The sequence below is a fragment of the Thermoactinomyces sp. CICC 10522 genome, from assembly GCF_016055075.1.
Taxonomy (GTDB): domain Bacteria; phylum Bacillota; class Bacilli; order Thermoactinomycetales; family Thermoactinomycetaceae; genus Thermoactinomyces_A; species Thermoactinomyces_A daqus.
The window spans coordinates 79,926-96,727 of record NZ_JAECVY010000001.1 but is presented as its reverse complement, the minus strand read 5'-3'; the positions used below and the strand labels follow the sequence as shown (position 1 = coordinate 96,727).

Annotated in this window: 17 protein-coding genes and 1 other annotated feature; of the genes, 4 read left to right on the top strand and 13 right to left on the bottom strand. The window is 50.4% G+C overall.

The features are described 5' to 3' along the window. Positions 1–15: 15 nt before the first annotated feature. The 3 genes from I8U18_RS00535 to I8U18_RS00525 all read right to left on the bottom strand — a co-directional run bounded on the left by I8U18_RS00535 (position 16) and on the right by I8U18_RS00525 (position 2,833). Complete coding sequence (locus I8U18_RS00535) at positions 16–1,062, bottom strand: M42 family metallopeptidase (RefSeq protein ID WP_033099120.1); 1,047 nt, start codon at positions 1,060–1,062, stop codon at positions 16–18. A 150-nt stretch (positions 1,063–1,212) separates the two neighbouring features. Beyond that, positions 1,213–1,689, bottom strand: coding sequence for a PTS sugar transporter subunit IIA (locus tag I8U18_RS00530; protein ID WP_033099069.1), 477 nt, complete (start codon positions 1,687–1,689; stop codon positions 1,213–1,215). Between the two features lie 13 nt (positions 1,690–1,702). Next, positions 1,703–2,833 (bottom strand): aminopeptidase, encoded by a 1,131-nt coding sequence (locus I8U18_RS00525; protein WP_033099070.1) that lies wholly within the window; start codon positions 2,831–2,833, stop codon positions 1,703–1,705. Between the two features lie 340 nt (positions 2,834–3,173). Here I8U18_RS00525 and I8U18_RS00520 point away from each other — a divergent pair, with 340 nt between their 5' ends. Continuing rightward, positions 3,174–3,677, top strand: coding sequence for a GAF domain-containing protein (locus I8U18_RS00520; protein WP_033099121.1), 504 nt, complete (start codon positions 3,174–3,176; stop codon positions 3,675–3,677). A gap of 70 nt (positions 3,678–3,747) precedes the next feature. On the opposite strand, the gene I8U18_RS00515 is transcribed toward I8U18_RS00520, so the two are convergent. The 9 genes from I8U18_RS00515 to I8U18_RS00475 all read right to left on the bottom strand — a co-directional run bounded on the left by I8U18_RS00515 (position 3,748) and on the right by I8U18_RS00475 (position 12,435). Beyond that, entirely contained in the window at positions 3,748–4,182 is a 435-nt protein-coding gene (locus tag I8U18_RS00515) for an NUDIX hydrolase (RefSeq protein ID WP_052153828.1), read from the bottom strand. A gap of 12 nt (positions 4,183–4,194) precedes the next feature. Then, positions 4,195–4,668, bottom strand: a complete 474-nt coding sequence (locus I8U18_RS00510; RefSeq protein WP_052153829.1) for a PaaI family thioesterase — start codon at positions 4,666–4,668, stop codon at positions 4,195–4,197. Between the two features lie 108 nt (positions 4,669–4,776). After that, the gene (locus I8U18_RS00505; protein ID WP_198055193.1) at positions 4,777–5,400 is read right to left on the bottom strand and encodes a histidine phosphatase family protein; all 624 of its coding nucleotides are present in this window, start codon (positions 5,398–5,400) and stop codon (positions 4,777–4,779) included. Then, positions 5,400–6,527, bottom strand: a complete 1,128-nt coding sequence (locus I8U18_RS00500) for a hypothetical protein (protein WP_198064382.1) — start codon at positions 6,525–6,527, stop codon at positions 5,400–5,402. The genes I8U18_RS00505 and I8U18_RS00500 overlap by 1 nt, the downstream gene beginning before the upstream one ends. 181 nt (positions 6,528–6,708) lie before the next feature. Beyond that, positions 6,709–7,539, bottom strand: a complete 831-nt coding sequence (locus I8U18_RS00495; protein WP_033099074.1) for a carbohydrate ABC transporter permease — start codon at positions 7,537–7,539, stop codon at positions 6,709–6,711. A 12-nt stretch (positions 7,540–7,551) separates the two neighbouring features. Then, positions 7,552–8,853, bottom strand: a complete 1,302-nt coding sequence (locus I8U18_RS00490; protein WP_198064381.1) for a carbohydrate ABC transporter permease — start codon at positions 8,851–8,853, stop codon at positions 7,552–7,554. Positions 8,854–9,065: 212 nt separating this feature from the next. Then, positions 9,066–10,346 (bottom strand): ABC transporter substrate-binding protein, encoded by a 1,281-nt coding sequence (locus I8U18_RS00485; RefSeq protein ID WP_033099076.1) that lies wholly within the window; start codon positions 10,344–10,346, stop codon positions 9,066–9,068. Between the two features lie 35 nt (positions 10,347–10,381). After that, positions 10,382–11,437: a Gfo/Idh/MocA family protein gene (locus tag I8U18_RS00480; RefSeq protein ID WP_198055189.1), complete on the bottom strand. Its 1,056-nt coding sequence runs from the start codon at positions 11,435–11,437 to the stop codon at positions 10,382–10,384. Between the two features lie 29 nt (positions 11,438–11,466). After that, positions 11,467–12,435 (bottom strand): sugar phosphate isomerase/epimerase family protein, encoded by a 969-nt coding sequence (locus tag I8U18_RS00475; RefSeq protein ID WP_033099078.1) that lies wholly within the window; start codon positions 12,433–12,435, stop codon positions 11,467–11,469. A 328-nt stretch (positions 12,436–12,763) separates the two neighbouring features. On the opposite strand from I8U18_RS00475, the gene trmB reads away from it, so the two are divergent. From trmB to I8U18_RS00460, 3 genes are all read left to right on the top strand, one after another. Continuing rightward, a complete protein-coding gene (gene trmB / locus I8U18_RS00470) occupies positions 12,764–13,444 on the top strand; it encodes a tRNA (guanosine(46)-N7)-methyltransferase TrmB (protein ID WP_198055188.1) in 681 nt (226 codons plus the stop codon). 290 nt (positions 13,445–13,734) lie between these two features. Further along, the gene (rpsD, locus tag I8U18_RS00465; protein ID WP_033099080.1) at positions 13,735–14,337 is read left to right on the top strand and encodes a 30S ribosomal protein S4; all 603 of its coding nucleotides are present in this window, start codon (positions 13,735–13,737) and stop codon (positions 14,335–14,337) included. Positions 14,338–14,674: 337 nt separating this feature from the next. Then, positions 14,675–15,088 (top strand): NUDIX hydrolase, encoded by a 414-nt coding sequence (locus I8U18_RS00460; RefSeq protein WP_033099081.1) that lies wholly within the window; start codon positions 14,675–14,677, stop codon positions 15,086–15,088. Positions 15,089–15,259: 171 nt separating this feature from the next. Here the strand turns inward: I8U18_RS00460 and tyrS are convergent, their stop codons facing one another. After that, positions 15,260–16,522: a tyrosine--tRNA ligase gene (gene tyrS, locus I8U18_RS00455; RefSeq protein ID WP_198055187.1), complete on the bottom strand. Its 1,263-nt coding sequence runs from the start codon at positions 16,520–16,522 to the stop codon at positions 15,260–15,262. Between the two features lie 44 nt (positions 16,523–16,566). Beyond that, positions 16,567–16,789: a binding site (T-box leader), on the bottom strand. Positions 16,790–16,802: the final 13 nt, after the last annotated feature.

Sequence of the window (16,802 nt, the reverse complement as noted above, 5' to 3'; positions counted from 1 at the left end):
GATCCCCCTCTTTCTTTACAATGAAGGCGACAACAAATAGTGATATAAGAGCAAATAGGTATTTTTCAAAGCTTCGAGGTGTGTGCGTTCATAGGCGTGAGAACCGTCGACGCCCGGCCCGATCAAGGCATGCATCATGTCATAGCCAGCCCGAACCGCCGCACTGGCATCGGAAGCATAAAAGGGGTACAAATCAACCTGATGGTAGATTCCTTCTCTTTCGGCTATTTCGATCAGTTTGGTCGTAAGTCCGTAATGATAGGGACCACTTCCGTCTTTGGCACAGATGGAAACGCAGTACTCATCCGTCGTTTGTCCTTCACCGATCGCGCCCATATCCACTGCCAAATATTCACGGACCTGCGGCGGAATGCTGGAGTTTGCACCAAATCCGACTTCTTCAAAATTGCTGAAGAAGAAATGGGTTGTGTGCGGCAACCGGACGGATGACTCATGCAAGTAAAGCAACAGTTCAAGCAGAATGGCCGCACTCGCTTTGTCATCCAAATGACGCGCTTTGATAAATCCCGCCTCTGTCGTCACCACCTGCGGATCAAAAGATACAAAATCGCCGACGCGAATTCCCAGTGCCTTTACATCCTGCGCCGATTTCACCCGCTCATCCAACCGGACTTCCATGTGCTCATCCGATCTTTTTTGCTCTTCCGCATCAGCATAAACGTGGACCGATGTATGGGAAGCAAGGATCGTCCCCGAAAACATCCGGCCTTTCCTCGTTTCCACCCGGCAATAAGCCCCGTCGACGGAAAACCAGCCGAATCCCCCGATTTTACTTAACCGCAAGCGGCCGTTCTCCTTGATTTCCTTCACCATGGCTCCCAACGTATCCACATGGACGGTAACCAGTCGATGAACCTGGTCGTTTTCTCCCGGAACCGTGACGATTAATCCGCCTTTGGCTGTAAGCATCGCATTTAGACCGGATTGCTTCAACCGGGAATGAATGTAATCGACCGCTTTTTCCGCCCTGCCTGTCGGACTGTGGATTTCCAATAATTGAATCAGGGTTTGAAGCACAGTCTCCTCAGGAAATGAAATCATCACCAAAACCTCGCTTCCCTTTTAATGTCGAAAGAAGACGGCTTCCTTCTATATTGTCTGAGAAGGAAGCCGTAGAACATCCATCACTCCGCCAGCACAAATCCGGCCGGGATTTGCATCCGCATCATTTGATTAAATCAGGAGCGGTTCTCATTTCTGTTCCACTCTGGCGACGACGGTTTCTCCTGCCTGAAGAGAACCGGTTGCACAGAGTTCCAGTGACCATGCCGCCGATTCCGGAAAAATAACGGGCGTGATCAGAGGTTTCCCGCTGTTTTTAATCTTCTCCATATCAAAATCGAGCAATTTCTGGCCGGCCGAAACCCGATCTCCTTCCGATACATATGCCGTAAATCCGTCTCCCTCTAATTCCACCGTATCGATGCCGACATGAATCAGGATTTCCAAGCCGTTTTTCGTCTTGATTCCAATCGCGTGTTTGGTCGGAAACAGATTGGTGATTTCACCGTCTGCCGGAGCATATACTTCGCCCTTTTCCGGTTCGATCGCAAATCCGTCGCCCATCATCTTCTGCGAAAAAACCTGATCGGGCACCTCTTCGAGCGGAACGTAACGCCCTGTTAGCGGGGCGGCAATTTCAACCGACTTTTTGCGTCTCCAGAACAAACCCGATTCCTCCTTAAAAAGATTCGCTTGCCTTTAAATTTTCCGGGTTGAGCGGAATTAAGTCATCGACCACAAACAGCCCGTCTTTGCGGATCAGTTCCCCGTCAAAATAGATTTCGCCTCCGCCGTAATCCGCGCGCTGGATCAAGACGAGATCCCAGTGGATGGACGACCGGTTGCCGTTGTCTGCCTCCTCGTAGGCCTGACCCGGAGTGAAATGGAAACTTCCGTTAATTTTTTCATCAAACAGGGTATCTTTCATCGGATGGTTGATGTGCGGGTTGACGCCCAGGCTGAATTCACCGATGTAGCGCGCACCCTCGTCAGCATCCAAAATCTGATTCAGCCGTTCGGTATTATTCGCGGTGGCATTGATGATTTTTCCGTTCTTCAATTCAAAGCGGATGTTTTCAAAGGTGACCCCTTGATAGACCGATGGCGTATTAAAGGTGATCACGCCATTGACCGAATCCCTCACCGGTGCGGTATAAACTTCACCATCAGGGATATTGCACTCCCCGGCGCATTTGATAACCGGAATATCCTTGATCGAGAAAGTGAGATCCGTACCCGGTCCGACAATGCGAACCTGATCTGTCCGCTCCATCCGTTTCACCAAAGGCTCCATCGCTTTGGCCATCCGTTCATAATCGACATTGCAGACGCGGAAGTAGAAGTCTTCAAATGCTTCCGTACTCATGTTGGCCAGCTGTGCCATGGCGGAGTTGGGGTAACGAAGCACAACCCACTTCGTATGTTTCACCCGTTGTTCGCTATGTACGGGATGATTGAACATCCGGGCATAGAGGTTCATTTTGTCTTCCGGCACGTCAGACAGCTCGCTCACATTGTCGCTTCCGCGCACCCCGATATAGCAATCCATCGATTTCATCTGGTTCAGGGCATGTTTCGCCATGGTTTCCATGTGTTCTTCCGATGTTCCCAGCAAGAGTGCACGGGTGACAACATGGTCATTCAGCTGCACATACGGGTACCCTCCCGCCTCATATACCGCTGCGATCAAAGCCCGGACCAGCTCTCTTTCCTTTCCAAAAATATCAATTAAAACACGTTCTCCCGGTTGAACCCGGCAAGAATGTTCAACCAATATTTTAGCTAATTTGGAAATACGAGGATCACGCATTGGAAAACATCTCCTTCTAATATGTATTCCCTTTGCAAAAAACAACGAACGTTTAAACGACGCTACTATTTTATCACGAGATGACTATAATTTAAAATGCTTCCATTTTAATCAATAGATAGGGTGGCACTCATTATCCAATTAATGCCACAGAAAGGCATTTATGACGAATCGCCACCTTTCCCAAAATTCTTTCTAGTCCGTAAATTCACAAGTTATGCACACCGCATACCCTCTTTTCAGATTGAATCCGCAGGTGTACAATAGCACGAGAAAGCTTTACTGCAGTCGTGTGAACGATTTTATTTTAACATTTACGGAAAGGATCGGGAAATATATCATGTTTGCTTTTGAACGTGTTGAGGGAGATAAAAAAACCAGCTATGAGCTGATCTTGAAACAATTGAAGCATCTGATCGAGGGTGAAAAAGACTGGATGGCCAATCTGGCCAATTGCGCTTCCCATCTGTATCACACTCTGAGCGATGTGAACTGGGCAGGCTTTTATCTGTTGAAAGGGAATGAACTTGTTCTCGGCCCCTTTAACGGAAAACCCGCCTGCGTCCGCATTCCGGTCGGACGGGGTGTTTGCGGCACGGCAGTAAAAGAAGAGAAAACGCAGCTGGTCGAAGATGTATTTGCATTTCCGGGCCATATCGCCTGCGATGCGGCCTCCCGCTCGGAGATTGTCATCCCGCTGAAGGCAGACGGAGTCCTGATCGGCGTTCTCGATATCGACAGTCCGGTAACGGCCCGTTTTACCCCGGAAGATCAAACGTATTTGGAGCAATATGCCCGCATCCTGGTCGAAGGAACCGACTGGTCCCCGCTGACCAGAGCTTGATCAGGTCGGAAGAGAAAATCTTGCAAACCCGAAAAAAAACCCTCTGGCCAAAAACCAGAGGGAAACATGCCTATTGCTGAATTCCCCGAAAATCGGCATAGATCCGGTAAGCACGGCGGATTTCTTCTTTCATCCACTCCGGAAATTCCGCTTCGTTCAAGCGATGGAGCTCAACCCAGAAATAGTGATCATGCTCCGAGCTTAACTTTAACTCGCCCAAAGGCTTGTCACAGGCAAATTTCACGATAATCAGGTGTTTATCTTCCTGAATTTCATCATAGATGTAGGCCGGTGCCACCACTTTCACTTGCAGCCCGGTCTCTTCCATCACCTCTCGCGCCAGCGCATCCATCAACGGTTCACTGGGCTCAAGCCCGCCTCCCGGAAAATCCCAGCCGTGCGTATCATTGGCCAGCCTTTCTTCCAGAGATTTGCGCAGGATGAGCACTCGGTCCTGATGATCAAAAATGATCGCTTTCGCAACAATTTTATATGGTTTGTTCATCGGATTTTCCACCTACTGTAATCGAAAAAAGGTTGAAGAAGCTGTGGCAATCAACTTTTTCCGTTCATCGGTCACTTTCGTCTCCAACAGGATAATCGTTTTCCCTTTTTTGATGACAGCTGTCTCTGCGGTCAGCCATCCGCTTTCTCCGGGTGCCAGAAAATTCACGTTAAGATCCAGCGTCACAGCTTTGGTTCCTTCATCCATATGGAAAATGGTGGAACCCATAGCCGTGTCGATAAATGTGGCTGTAATGCCGCCATGCAGGATTTTGTAGCGATTTTTCAGTTCATCGGTAATCAGCATCCGATGCACGTAAACGCCTTTTTCCTGGTCATAGCCGACCGCTTGAAAGTTCATTAGCTCTTCGACAAAAGCAAGAGGGCTGACCCGGGTTCGTTTCAGGGCTTGGACGAGTTTGTGAATGGTCCGAACTTCATTGGGATTCAGGTCTTGCAATTCTTGGTACAATGTTTCCAGTGTCATATGTACTTTTCCCCTTCTTCCATTCTCCATCTATCTTATCGAATCGGGAATAAAATGGCAACTCGCTTCCATTTCGTCCAAAAGCCGAACGCCCGGCGGTTTCGCCTTTTATCCGTCGATAAATCTCTCTTTGCCTTGTTGCAGGTGAGGTGTAACGTTGTAGGCTTTCACCGTCCAACCCGCATTTTCCCGGGAAACGAGCCGGGTGATGCTGGTATTTTGCAATATTCCTTTCCCGTAACCATATTCTCCTTCCGTCAGGAACGAGATGGCCAGATTGAGGCACAAGCCGTGGGCCACGATCAAAATCCGCTTCCCCCGGTGCTTGTCAACCAGTTCATTGAATTTCCGAACGAAGCGTGCCTGCACTTCTTCGATCGGTTCAATTCCAAACATTCCCCCGTGCATGCGGTACTTCTCCCAATCGGGATATTTTCTTTTCACTTCTTCCAGCAGCATCCCTTCCCATTCTCCGACTCTTTGCTCACGAAACTCAGACAGGCATGTCACCGGAAGCCCCCATTGACCGGCAATCCGCTCGGCAGTCCGGCGCGCCCTGACCAAGTCGCTGGCATAAACCGCCTGGAAGGAATGTTGCCTCAGATATTGCGCCAATAGTTCGGCCTGCTTCTCCCCCGTTTTGCTTAAAGGGACATCCCGGTGCCCCTGAATTCGCTTCTCCGTATTCCATTCCGTTTCCCCATGACGCACCAAGTAAACCTCTGTTTCCATTATGATCCCCCTGTTACGCGTTGAAAGCGGCCTTTCTTCCATTCCCATTCCAATGTCCGGAACAGATTTCCTTCCCGATTGTAAACATCAACGGTCAGTCTGTTCGCCTCTTCCGCATCGCCCTCAGCGGAGAGCACCAGTTGATAGTAGGAAACCGGCTGCGTCGGCGATTCGTGACGCTTTCCCTCGATGATCCCCTCTTTGCTCCCGATCACCAGCCGTTTGCCGGACAAATCGCCTGCGGTAAATTGCCATGCTTCCCCGGCATAACCCGTTTGGCCATCCCCTTCTGTTTTCTTCTTTTCAATTCCCGCCAAAAACCAGTCATTCTCGCCGGTTCCGCGCATGAGCAACCGGCATGGCTTCGATGATTGCAGGACGGACTGGCAAATTCCCGCCAATTGCTGATCCGACGGTGACCGGTACACTTGGCGGGGGACAACGGCGGAAACCGCCACAATCTTTACATCCCCCCGGTTCCGGGCAAAGATGATCACTCCCCACGTCTGCCGATCGGGCGTCAGCGGAATCGTGTAGGCGGACGCTTCATCTTTTTCCGCCGTTTCCCCTTTGGCCACCGTCCACTGCTCGCCGGCAGGTGTGGTGAGGGAAACGCGCAAGTCATCTTCCTCAAAAATCAGCGAGCCATGCCCCGCGAGTTCCTGATGATAACCGGGAATGAGAATGGCAGGCCGGACCCCGCGGCTGATTTGGTATTCCGTTTTCACCGTATTTTGCACCAGCTTTATATATTCGTCTCCATTCGGCTCCTTTGATGCTGACCCCAGGGGTAAATTAAACGACTGGATAAGGGAGGAGTACCATAAATCAAACACATCAAGGCGACAAGTTTCCCTGCTCCGTTCGGGTACAATCAACGCCAGATAACGCCCGTTCCCGCTGATTCCCAAAAGATAGGGCCGGGTTTTCAGATACACCGCAAATGCCGGCTCTGCCACAAGCTCTTTTAAAGCGGGTGCTTCATTTCGGGCATAAGGCTGAAAGGAAAAGGGATAGATGCTCCCCCGCTGCCAAGGGGACATGGCGGAAAAAGATTGGCAACCTGCACAGACTGCCGACAAGAGGCAAAGCAGGACAAAAGAATGAAATGCTGATCTGGTTGTCACAATCACACCCCAAACTGGCAGTTGTTGATTGACCAACATACCCAAACCGTTAACAAAACCAACTGCTTCTTTTTATTTTAACGCAAGAACATACAGGGCAAGGGAACGTTCTTCGTTGTTCACAATGGTTCCAAAAAACCCTTAGCCGGAACGAGGCTAAGGGCGCAAAACCCGCTTTCCTCTATTCTTTTACTGCGCCGGCCGTGATCCCGGCGATAATACGCCGCTGGAAAATGAGAACCATCACCACCAGCGGAATGGTCACCATCACGGATGCAGCTGCAATTTCCCCCCAGGGAATCGTGTACTGACCTTGAAACAGGGCGATGCCGACCGGAACGGTTTTCATGTTTTCATCCGTATTGATGGTCAGAGCAAACAAAAACTCGTTCCAGGCGGCGATGAAGGTAAGAATCGCCGTGGTGAAGGTGCCCGGAACCGCCAGCGGAAACACCACTCTCCAAAACGTTTGCATAATGTTGGCCCCGTCCATTTTGGCCGCTTCTTCCAAGTCGGCGGGTATCTTCCGGTAAAAAGAGGTCAGATTCCAAACGGAAAGCGGCAGGGCGAAAGTGGTATAAGGAATGATGAGCCCCAGATAACTGTTAGTCAGATTCATCTCCTGCATAAACAGGAAAATCGGCGCAATTGTAGCGATCTGCGGAAACATCGACACCGCCAGAATCAGTCCGAGGATCACGGTTTTTCCTTTAAATTGAAGACGGGCAATCGCATAGGAGGCAAAAGAAGCGATCAGAATGCAATACAGGGTGGTGAAAATGGACACAACCAGGCTGTTCCAGAGATAAATCGCAAAAGGCCGTTCCGTAAAAACCCGCACATAGTTATCAAAGGTAGGGTGCTGTGGAATGAAATTGAAGGCCCGGTCGCCAAACAGCTCGAGCGGCGGTTTGACCGAAGCGATAAACTGCCAGAAAAACGGAAACAAGATCACGATCAGCATGGCGGTGATAAAAAGGTAAAACAGGAAGCCAGTTCGTTTTTTCTTCATCTTCGTCCCCCCTTATTTGCCCTGTCCGTCACTGATCAAGTCACTGCCAAGCAGTTTGACGAATATCATGCTGATGATCGCCACGCAGATGAAAACAATCACCGATAAAGCGGAACCCTGGCCAAAGTCCATCTGAGCAAACATCGTTTTGTAGGCATAAATGGAAATGGTCTCCGTGGAGTTGGCCGGCCCCCCGCCCGTCAGCACATATACGAGGTCAAAGACGCGGAAGGCATCGAGGGTGCGGAACAGAAGCGACACGAGGATGGTCGATTTCAACTGGGGCAGCGTGATCCGGAAAAATTGCTGTACCTTGGAAGCGCCATCGACAGCCGCCGCCTCATAAAGGGACTCCGGAATCATCTGCAATCCGGCGAGCAGCAACAGGGACATAAACGGCGTCGTCTTCCACACATCGGCAAAAATCACCGCAAACATCGAACCCCACTTGGTGGTGAGCAGCAAACCCATATCCGATACCAGACCGATCTGGGCAAAAAATTTGGCCATGATGCCATTTTGACCGTCAAACATGAACTTCCACATCAGCGCCGAAATCACGGTGGGAATCGCCCACGGAATGAGAACGGCAGCCCGGACCAGTCCTCTTCCGCGAAAGGAGCGGTTGACCACCAGTGCAATCATCAACCCCAACACCAGTTCCAAGCCGACGGAGACGACCGTAAAAATCATCGTGTTGGTAAGCGAAGCCCACAAGCGTCCGCCCGTCAACAACTTTTCGTAATACTTCAACCCGACAAAATTGGGTTGGATCAGTGATTCGGTCAAGCCGTTGGACAAGCCGGCCAGCGTATTGTCCGTTAACTGGTGAGCTTCCGTCATCTCCGCCAGCTGCTGGCGGATCGCTTTCATCTCCCCGGTCACCTTATCTGCCTGTGCTTTGTCCAGTTTGAAGATTTTCAGATCATCAGGCACAGATTGACCGTCAAAAAGAATATCATCCACTTGTTTGTACTGCCGGGAAAATTGCGGATTTCCATCCAGTACTGCCTTTAATTGCTCCGCCTTCCTTTTGATTTCCTCCAGTTGTTGTTTCGTCTGCGGATCGGCCTTTGCGCTGGACTCATCCAGGTTTTTGGTCAAAAGGGGGAATATGTTGACAAACTTCTCCATATCGATTCCGTAACTGTGATGAATCTCCGTCTTGGCCGGGTTGTTCAGTTCCACATCGTACAGGCTGATCCAGAAGGATCGGAGAACGGGCCAAATGGCGATCACCAAAATCGTGATCAGGGTTGGCAGAATGAGAATCAAGCCCATCCTCTTCTCTGACTGCGTCCATGTTCTCCACATTACCTTCACCTCTTCTGTGAAAGTGCCATCGCATGTCGATTCGATGTTGATTGGACTATCAAACTCGGGTTGAGCCAAAAAGACCTGATAAACCAAGAGCCATAAGCACTCGGCCTATGACTCTCGGCTCTTGGGTATCTCCTCTTACCGCAAGCGCTATGCGGACGGCGGTCCGGTTTTGACCAAGGGACGGGCCGAATCAGACATCGATGTTATTGGTGCAAAAGCTGTTTCAGCTGTGTATCCATGTTCTTGACAGCCTGTTCTGCTGTTTCTTTGCCCGTAACCGCTTTGGAAACCTCGATTTGGATCACGTCAGAGATTTTCGGATAATCCGGTGAAATGGGGCGCGGAATAGCAGCGCTCACTCCCTGGACGTAGTTCTTGTCTCCAAAGAGCGGATAAGCCTTTTGTACTTCAGGATCGTCAAAGGTCGGGAGATAAGTCGGCGTTTTCCCTCCATAAATGGCCGAAATCTTTTGCCCTTCCGGGCCGGACATGAATTTGACGAATTCCCAGGCCTCTTTTTTATGCTTGGAAAACTTGTTGATCCCCATCATCCATCCGCCCAGCGCAGCGACCGATCCGTGGTCTCCGGCCGGCAACGGGGCGACCCCCACTTTGTCAACCACTTTCGACTGGGATTTGTCCTGCACAAGGTTATACATATAAGGCCAGTTTCGCGCCAACGGGGCTTGTCCCTGAGTAAAGGAAGTATGGGTTTCCACTTCGGTAAAGGTGGAAATGTTTTTCGGCACGAAGTCGGACTGCGTAATTTCGATCAATTTCTCCAAGCCCTTGATCGTGCCCGGGCTGTTGATCACCACATTGCCTTTGTCATCCAGAATGCGGCCGCCATAAGCGCCGGCAAATTCGATAAAGTTACAGACCAGCCCCTCATATTGCTTGGCCTGCATCAGATAACCAAACTGAGTACCGCCTTTGCCTTTGGTTTCCTTGGCCAGTTTGATCAAGTCATCCCACGTTTTCGGAGGGGACGGAATCAAATCCTTGCGATAAAACAAAAGGCCCGCATCGATATACTTGGGGAGTGCATACTGTTGACCATCAACTTTCCCTGCTTGAACAGCACCGGGGATATATTTGCCAAGGTCAATCTGGTCATGATCAATATAGCGGTCGAGCGGCTCCAGATAACCGGCTTTGGCAAATTCGGCCGGCCAGATCACATCCGCGTTAAAAACATCGATTTCACTCGAGCTTGCGCTGAGCATCGTCACCATTTGATCATGGTACTGTCCGGTGTCCGTCGGCATGTCCTTTATGTTGATTTTGATGTTGGGATGCGCCTTTTCAAAAGCTTCCACCAATTTTTTCGATTCTTGTGTTTCGTCTTTGCCCCGGGCCCAGGTGATGGTGACCACATCACCTTTTCCTTGCCCTCCGCCCGCCTCATCCTGCGAGCAGGCAGTCAATGAAAAAGCCATCAGGAAAGGCAGTCCGGCCGCGATCCACTTTTTCCAGTTCTTCATCGACATAACCTCCCGTGAGGAAAAATTGGGAACACTTATGCGAAACGAACCAATTCACCCGTTTGCGCCGACTGGTAAATCGCATCCAAAATTCTTTGAATCATGATGCTCTCTTCCGGTTTGCAGATCGGATTTGCCTTTCCGGTGACCGCATCAACGAAATTTTTCAGCAATGCCAGGCGTTCATCCTGATAATCTAAATGAGTGACCTGGTCGACCGGCTTGCCATCCACATCCTGATACAATGTCACTGTTTGCTCCATAAGGTCGAGGGAGGCTCCGCCCCGATCTCCGTACAATTCAAGGTAAACGCTCTCTTTTCGGATGTGGCTTGCCCAGCTGGCATCAAGTACGAGGGAAGATCCATCGGCGAATTGGATCATCGCAACCGCCAGATCTTCCACATTGAATGATCCCTGGTCGACAATCCGGCCATAACCCATCAGTTTCTCTTTGCGTGAACCGAACATATCATACGTCCGGCCAAGGACAGATACAGGCTGAGGATAACCCATAATCCACAAAGTCAGGTCAAGCACGTGCACCCCGACGTCGATCAGCGGCCCTCCTCCCGCTTTTTCCCTTTGCGTAAACCAACTGCCCCAGCCGGGAATTCCGTTGCGCCGTACCCAGCCGGTCTTGGCATGATAGATTTTTCCGAATTTTTTATCGTCCGCCCATTTTTTTGCCAGTTGCGTTTCCGTCCGGAACCGGTTGTTCTGTGCCACCATCAAAATTTTGCCGGCCCGGTCGGCCGTTTCTTTCATTTTTTCGGCTAATTCAACGTTTAAAGCCATCGGTTTTTCGCACAGTACATGGCTTCCCGCTTCCAGTGCAGCCTGCGCCACCGGAGCATGCAGGAAGTTGGGGACACAGACGATGACTGCGTCCAGTGACTCCTGCTCGAGCATTTTCTCATAATCCGTATAAACCTGATCGATGGCAAACTTGGCAGCCGTTGTGCGGGCAAACTCCTCGGCAACATCGGCAATCGCCACCGCCTTGACCCGCGGCTCTTTTTCGATGGCCCGGAGATGGGCCTGGGCAATCCCGCCGGCCCCGATCAGCCCGATCTTCAATTGTGCACTCATCCACTCCACCCCATCTTCTTTTTACTCGGTCAGACCCACCACATCTCGGACAGTGACTCGCTCGGCATGACCTGTTTCAGATTGGCAACCGCTTTCCGGAACCCTTCATCAATCGACATCAGGGCATCTTCATGCTCAATACTGACTACGTAATCATAGCCGGACAAGCGTAAAGCACTCAAAATATCGGCCCACTCCTTCAGGCTGTGCCCGAATCCGACCGTCCGGAACTGCCATGCCCGCGATTGCAAATTTTCATAAGACTGCATATCCGTCAGTCCATACATATTCACATTGTCTTGGTCAATCACGGTATCTTTCGCGTGGAAGTGGTGAATCGCCCCTTCCTTGCCCAATATCTTGATCGCGCCCACCGGCTCAATGCCCTGCCACCACATATGGCTGGGGTCAAGATTGGCTCCGATCACTTCACCTACCGCTTCACGCAATTTCAACAGCGTGGCCGGCGTGTGGACAGAGAAACCGCCATGAAGTTCCAGGCCGATTTTCACATGATGCTCTTCGGCAAATTTCCCGGCTTCTTTCCAATAGGGGATGATTTTTTCTTCCCATTGCCATTTAAGCACTTCCCGGTATTCAGGCGGCCAGGGTGCGACAGGCCAGTTCGGGTACCTGGCTCCCTCGTGATCACCGGGCGTTCCCGAGAAGGTATTGACGACGGGAACCTCCAACTTTTCAGCCAGGCGAACCGTTTTCATAAGGATGTCATGAGAAGCTTTGGCGTGCTCCTTATTCGGATTGAGCGGATTCCCGTGACAGCTGAGAGCGCTGATCACCAAGCCCCGATCGGCCACAGCTTTTTTGAACGCCTTCAGCTTGCCCGCATCCTCCAATAATTCATCCGGATTGCAGTGAGCGGAGCCAGGATATCCGCCGGTTCCGATCTCCACTGCTTCAACACCTGCATCCTTGACGTAATCCAGCATCTCTTCAAATGGCTTCTGGGAAAATAAAACAGTAAAAACCCCTAGCTTCATTTCCTTCTCCTCCTTGCGATGAGTTGAGCGGAAAGACATTTCCCGGGAGCGTGATCCCTCCCGGAGATGATCTGTAAACCGGCGACTTTCGCCGCGGGGAACCAACACCTCCCGTAAACGGCACCCTTTTTTTCAAATTGAATAAAAAAACTCACAAATTTGATGAAAACGTTTTCTCAAGAATAGAATAATGTAGATCCAAAATTCCCGCAAGTATAAATTTATATTGTTTTTACCGGTTAAGGCGACGGGGAATTTTCAAGTTTGTTTTTGGGCGAAACCCCGATATAATAAGAAACGAAAAAAAATGTAGGAATGGTTGAGAAAAATGCGTCTACGAAGAAAACCCGAAGCGAAGAAGATTTTAAGTGAACACCCGCTCGTCTTCACGGCGACGGAAGAAAATAAAAGCGAATTTCAGGGAAGGTGGCGCGAGCTGTTCCCCGAACCGGCGCAACCGCTCCATGTGGAACTGGGCACCGGAAAAGGACAGTTCCTGGCCAAAACCTCCGGTCTTCATCCCGAAATCAACTGGATCGGGGTTGAGCGGATTGAAGAACCGCTGCTCATGGCTGTCCGGAAAGGTGAAGCGACGAAAAACCCCAACCTTCGTTATATCTGGGCCGATGTCCAATGGCTGGATGAGATTTTTGCACCCGGGGAAGTCGACCGCTTCTATCTCCACTTCAGCGATCCGTGGCCCAAAAAACGCCACACCAAACGCCGCCTCACTTACCGCACATTTCTCGAGTGCTATGAGAAATTACTGGCTCCGGGCGGTGACCTGATCCTGAAAACCGACAGCGTTTCCCTTTTCGATTTTTCGCTGGAAGAATTTCAGGAAGCCGGTTGGGAGACGATCGAACTCTCCCGTGATCTGCACCACAGCCCTTATGCTTCGGCCAATATCACAACCGAGTATGAAGACAAATTCGTTTCCCGTGGAATGCCGATCCACTATGTCCGGGTAAGACCGGGCCGGAAAGGTTCCGCTGATCCGGGCGAATAGGCCCGTTCCATCGGCTGCTGCGGCAAGGCCCGGCCGCTTTCTTCCCTTTATTGACATTTCGCCCAAATCGGCTATAATTGTTGTTTGTATGGCTCAAAACTGCCTCCAAAGGGGATTTGAGGATAGCAGCAAAGGATAGGTGAAGGGATCACCCTCACTAATTCGCCCCGTGATTTTATCATGGGTATCCGGTCTTTCGCCGCTATCCGGAAGGCCTGGATAAAGCAAAGCGAATTAGCACCCTGTCATTTGCGTCAATTTCAAAGCAAATGATGAAAGGAGCAACAAAAATGGCACGTTATACCGGACCGCGTTGGAAATTGAGCCGTCGTCTTGGTATTTCTCTTTCCGGCACCGGAAAAGAGCTGGCTAAACGCCCTTATGCGCCAGGACAACACGGACCCGGCCAACGCAAAAAACTTTCTGAATACGGATTGCAGCTTCAGGAGAAGCAAAAACTGCGCCTCATGTACGGCGTAAGCGAAAAACAATTCCGCAACTTGTTCGTGCGCTCGGGTAAAATGAAAGGGGTTCATGGTGAAAACTTCATGAAGCTCTTGGAATCCCGTCTCGATAACCTCGTTTATCGTCTCGGTTTTGCCCGTACCCGCGCACAAGCCCGCCAATTGGTGGTACACCGTCACATTACCGTTAACGGTAAAACCGTTGACCGTCCTTCCTATCAGGTACAACCTGGCGATGTGATCGGTCTGCGCGAAAAAAGCCGCAATTTGACGGTTGTAAAAGAGGCTCTGGAAGAACGTCAATATCTGCCGGAGTATCTCTCTTTTGATGAGAACAAACTGGAAGGCACTTACACCCGTCTTCCGGAGCGGTCCGAATTGCCGTCTGAAATCAACGAGACGATGATCGTAGAGTTCTACTCTCGTTAATCTCATCATATACCGTGAAAAGCCGCACTCCTGTCCGGGGTGTGGCTTTTTTCTCTGTCAAAACAAATCCGGCAATGGTCATCCCCGTGAAAAAGGAAGACAAAATCGGGAGGAAAGCGGTGCTGCCCTGACCATCACAAATCCAATTGCATAGATTAACAGAAACAGAACACAACTCCGGCCAATTCCAATAATATTCCCCTCTTATCCTGCTCCTACACTTTTTTGCTCTATACTTTTTCCAGCCGGTTTTTGCTAAAATGGTAGTAACCAAACGTTTTCTTCTCGCTTTCGGGCTCCACGTATGCCCCATGAGACGAAAGGTCAGGTGATCCCCATGGCTTCACCCAAACATGTTTTGGCTGCCTATGCCGTCGTTCTCAACTATGATGCCGAGATTTTGCTGGTGAAACATCCGAAACGGGGCTGGGAGCTTCCCGGCGGACTTGTGGAAGAAAAAGAATCGATCCGCCTGTCCGTGATCCGTCAAGTGAAAGAAGAAACGGGAATTCACATTAAGCTGGTCAAATATTGCGGAATTTTCCAAAATCCGCGTTCCGGCATCTGCAACTTTCTTTTCCGCGGGAAGCCCATTGGTGGACGCATTACGATTGATGAAAACAATGAAATCGAAGATGCTGATTATTTTCCGATTGAAACGGCGATGCGCCTGGTATCCTGGCGCAACATGAAACAACGGATCTTCTACTGCCTCGACGAAAAAAAACACCCGTTTTTCGTAGAATTTTAACTTACCCTCCGTCCCAGTCATCGGCGGCTTCAAAAACTTTGGCTGTTCTGCGGGCCAAAGTTTTTTGTGTAAGAAACGTCAGGAGATTCAGGGGGAACTCCGGAACCCGCGATCGGACAATTTCAATGAAAAAAAGGACGGCTTGCCCACTGACAAACCATCCCCTCACGATCATGATTCGAGCTTGACCCGGGCAAATTTGCGCCGGCCCACCTGCACGACCATTCCGTCCTCAACCGGAACTTGTGCTGACTGGTCTGAGACTTTTTCCTGATTGATGCGCACGCCTCCCTGCTGAATCATGCGGCGTCCTTCTCCATTGCTGGCAACCAGCCCCAGTTTGGACAAGAGCGCGACGATCCACATCCGGCCATCTTCCAGCTCATTTTCCCCGATTGCCACTTCCGGCATATCCTGTGGCAGTTCCCGCTGCTGGAACACGACCTTAAAGCGTTTTTCCGCTTCTTCTGCCGCTTCCTCACCATGGTACATCCGCACCAGAGTGCGCGCCAATTTCATTTTTGTGTCACGGGGATGAAGCTGTCCGCTTTCCAGCCCTTTCTTGATGTTTTCCAACTCCTCGAGCGATACATCGGTCGCCAGTTCAAAGTACTTAGCCATCAGCTCATCCGGAATCGACATCGCTTTCCCGTACATATCATCCGGCTGATCATCGACGCCAATGTAATTGCCGAGGCTTTTGCTCATTTTCTTGACGCCATCCAACCCCTCGAGGAGCGGCATGGTTAAAATCACTTGTTCTTCCTGGCCAAACTCTTTTTGTAACTGGCGTCCCATCAACAGGTTGAAGGTTTGATCGGTTCCACCAAGTTCCACATCGGTTTTCAGAGCGACGGAATCATAGCCCTGCATCAGCGGGTAGAAAAACTCATGGATGCTGATCGCCTGCCCGCTATGGTAGCGTTTGGAAAAATCATCCCGTTCCAACATCCGGGCCACTGTGCATTTGGAAGCCAGCCGGGTGACGTCGGCAAAAGTGAGCGGGCTCAGCCAATGGCTGTTGAAGTGGATCTCCGTCTTTTCCGGATCAAGTACTTTAAAAAGCTGTTCCGTATAGGTTTTGGCGTTTTCCTTCACTTCTTCCTCCGTCAGCTGTTTACGGGTTTCCGACTTGCCCGTCGGGTCACCGATCTGCGCAGTAAAATCACCGATCACCAGTTGCACGATATGGCCCAGCCGTTGAAAATCACGAAGCTTATTAAAGACCACTGTGTGGCCGAGATGCAGGTCGGGTGCAGTGGGATCGAGTCCCAGTTTTACTTTCAGCGGGGTTTTCGTGGCAATGGAGCGGCGCAATTTGGAAACGAGCTCTTCCAAAGGAAGAATTTCCGCTGCCCCCCGTTTGATGATTTTTAACTGTCGGTTTACTTCCGCTTCGATTTCAGGCGATAAAACTTCTTCTTTTACTTTCATGCAAAGACACCCTCCTTTTGTTCAACAATAAAAGCCCCGCCCAAAGAAGGGACGGAGCTTGATTTCCGCGGTACCACCCTAATTGAAAGCAGAGCTTCTGCTTCCCGCTCATTCTGATAACGGAACCGGTCCGTACACTGATCCAAACATAACCAGTGTCAGCTCACAAAGTGTAATTCACCGGATAGCGGCCTGCTGGTTTGCACCGGCCACCAGCTCTCTGAAAGGTCCTCTCTATCGGCTACTGGGCTTGTTCACAGCTTTTTTGATATTTAAGTTT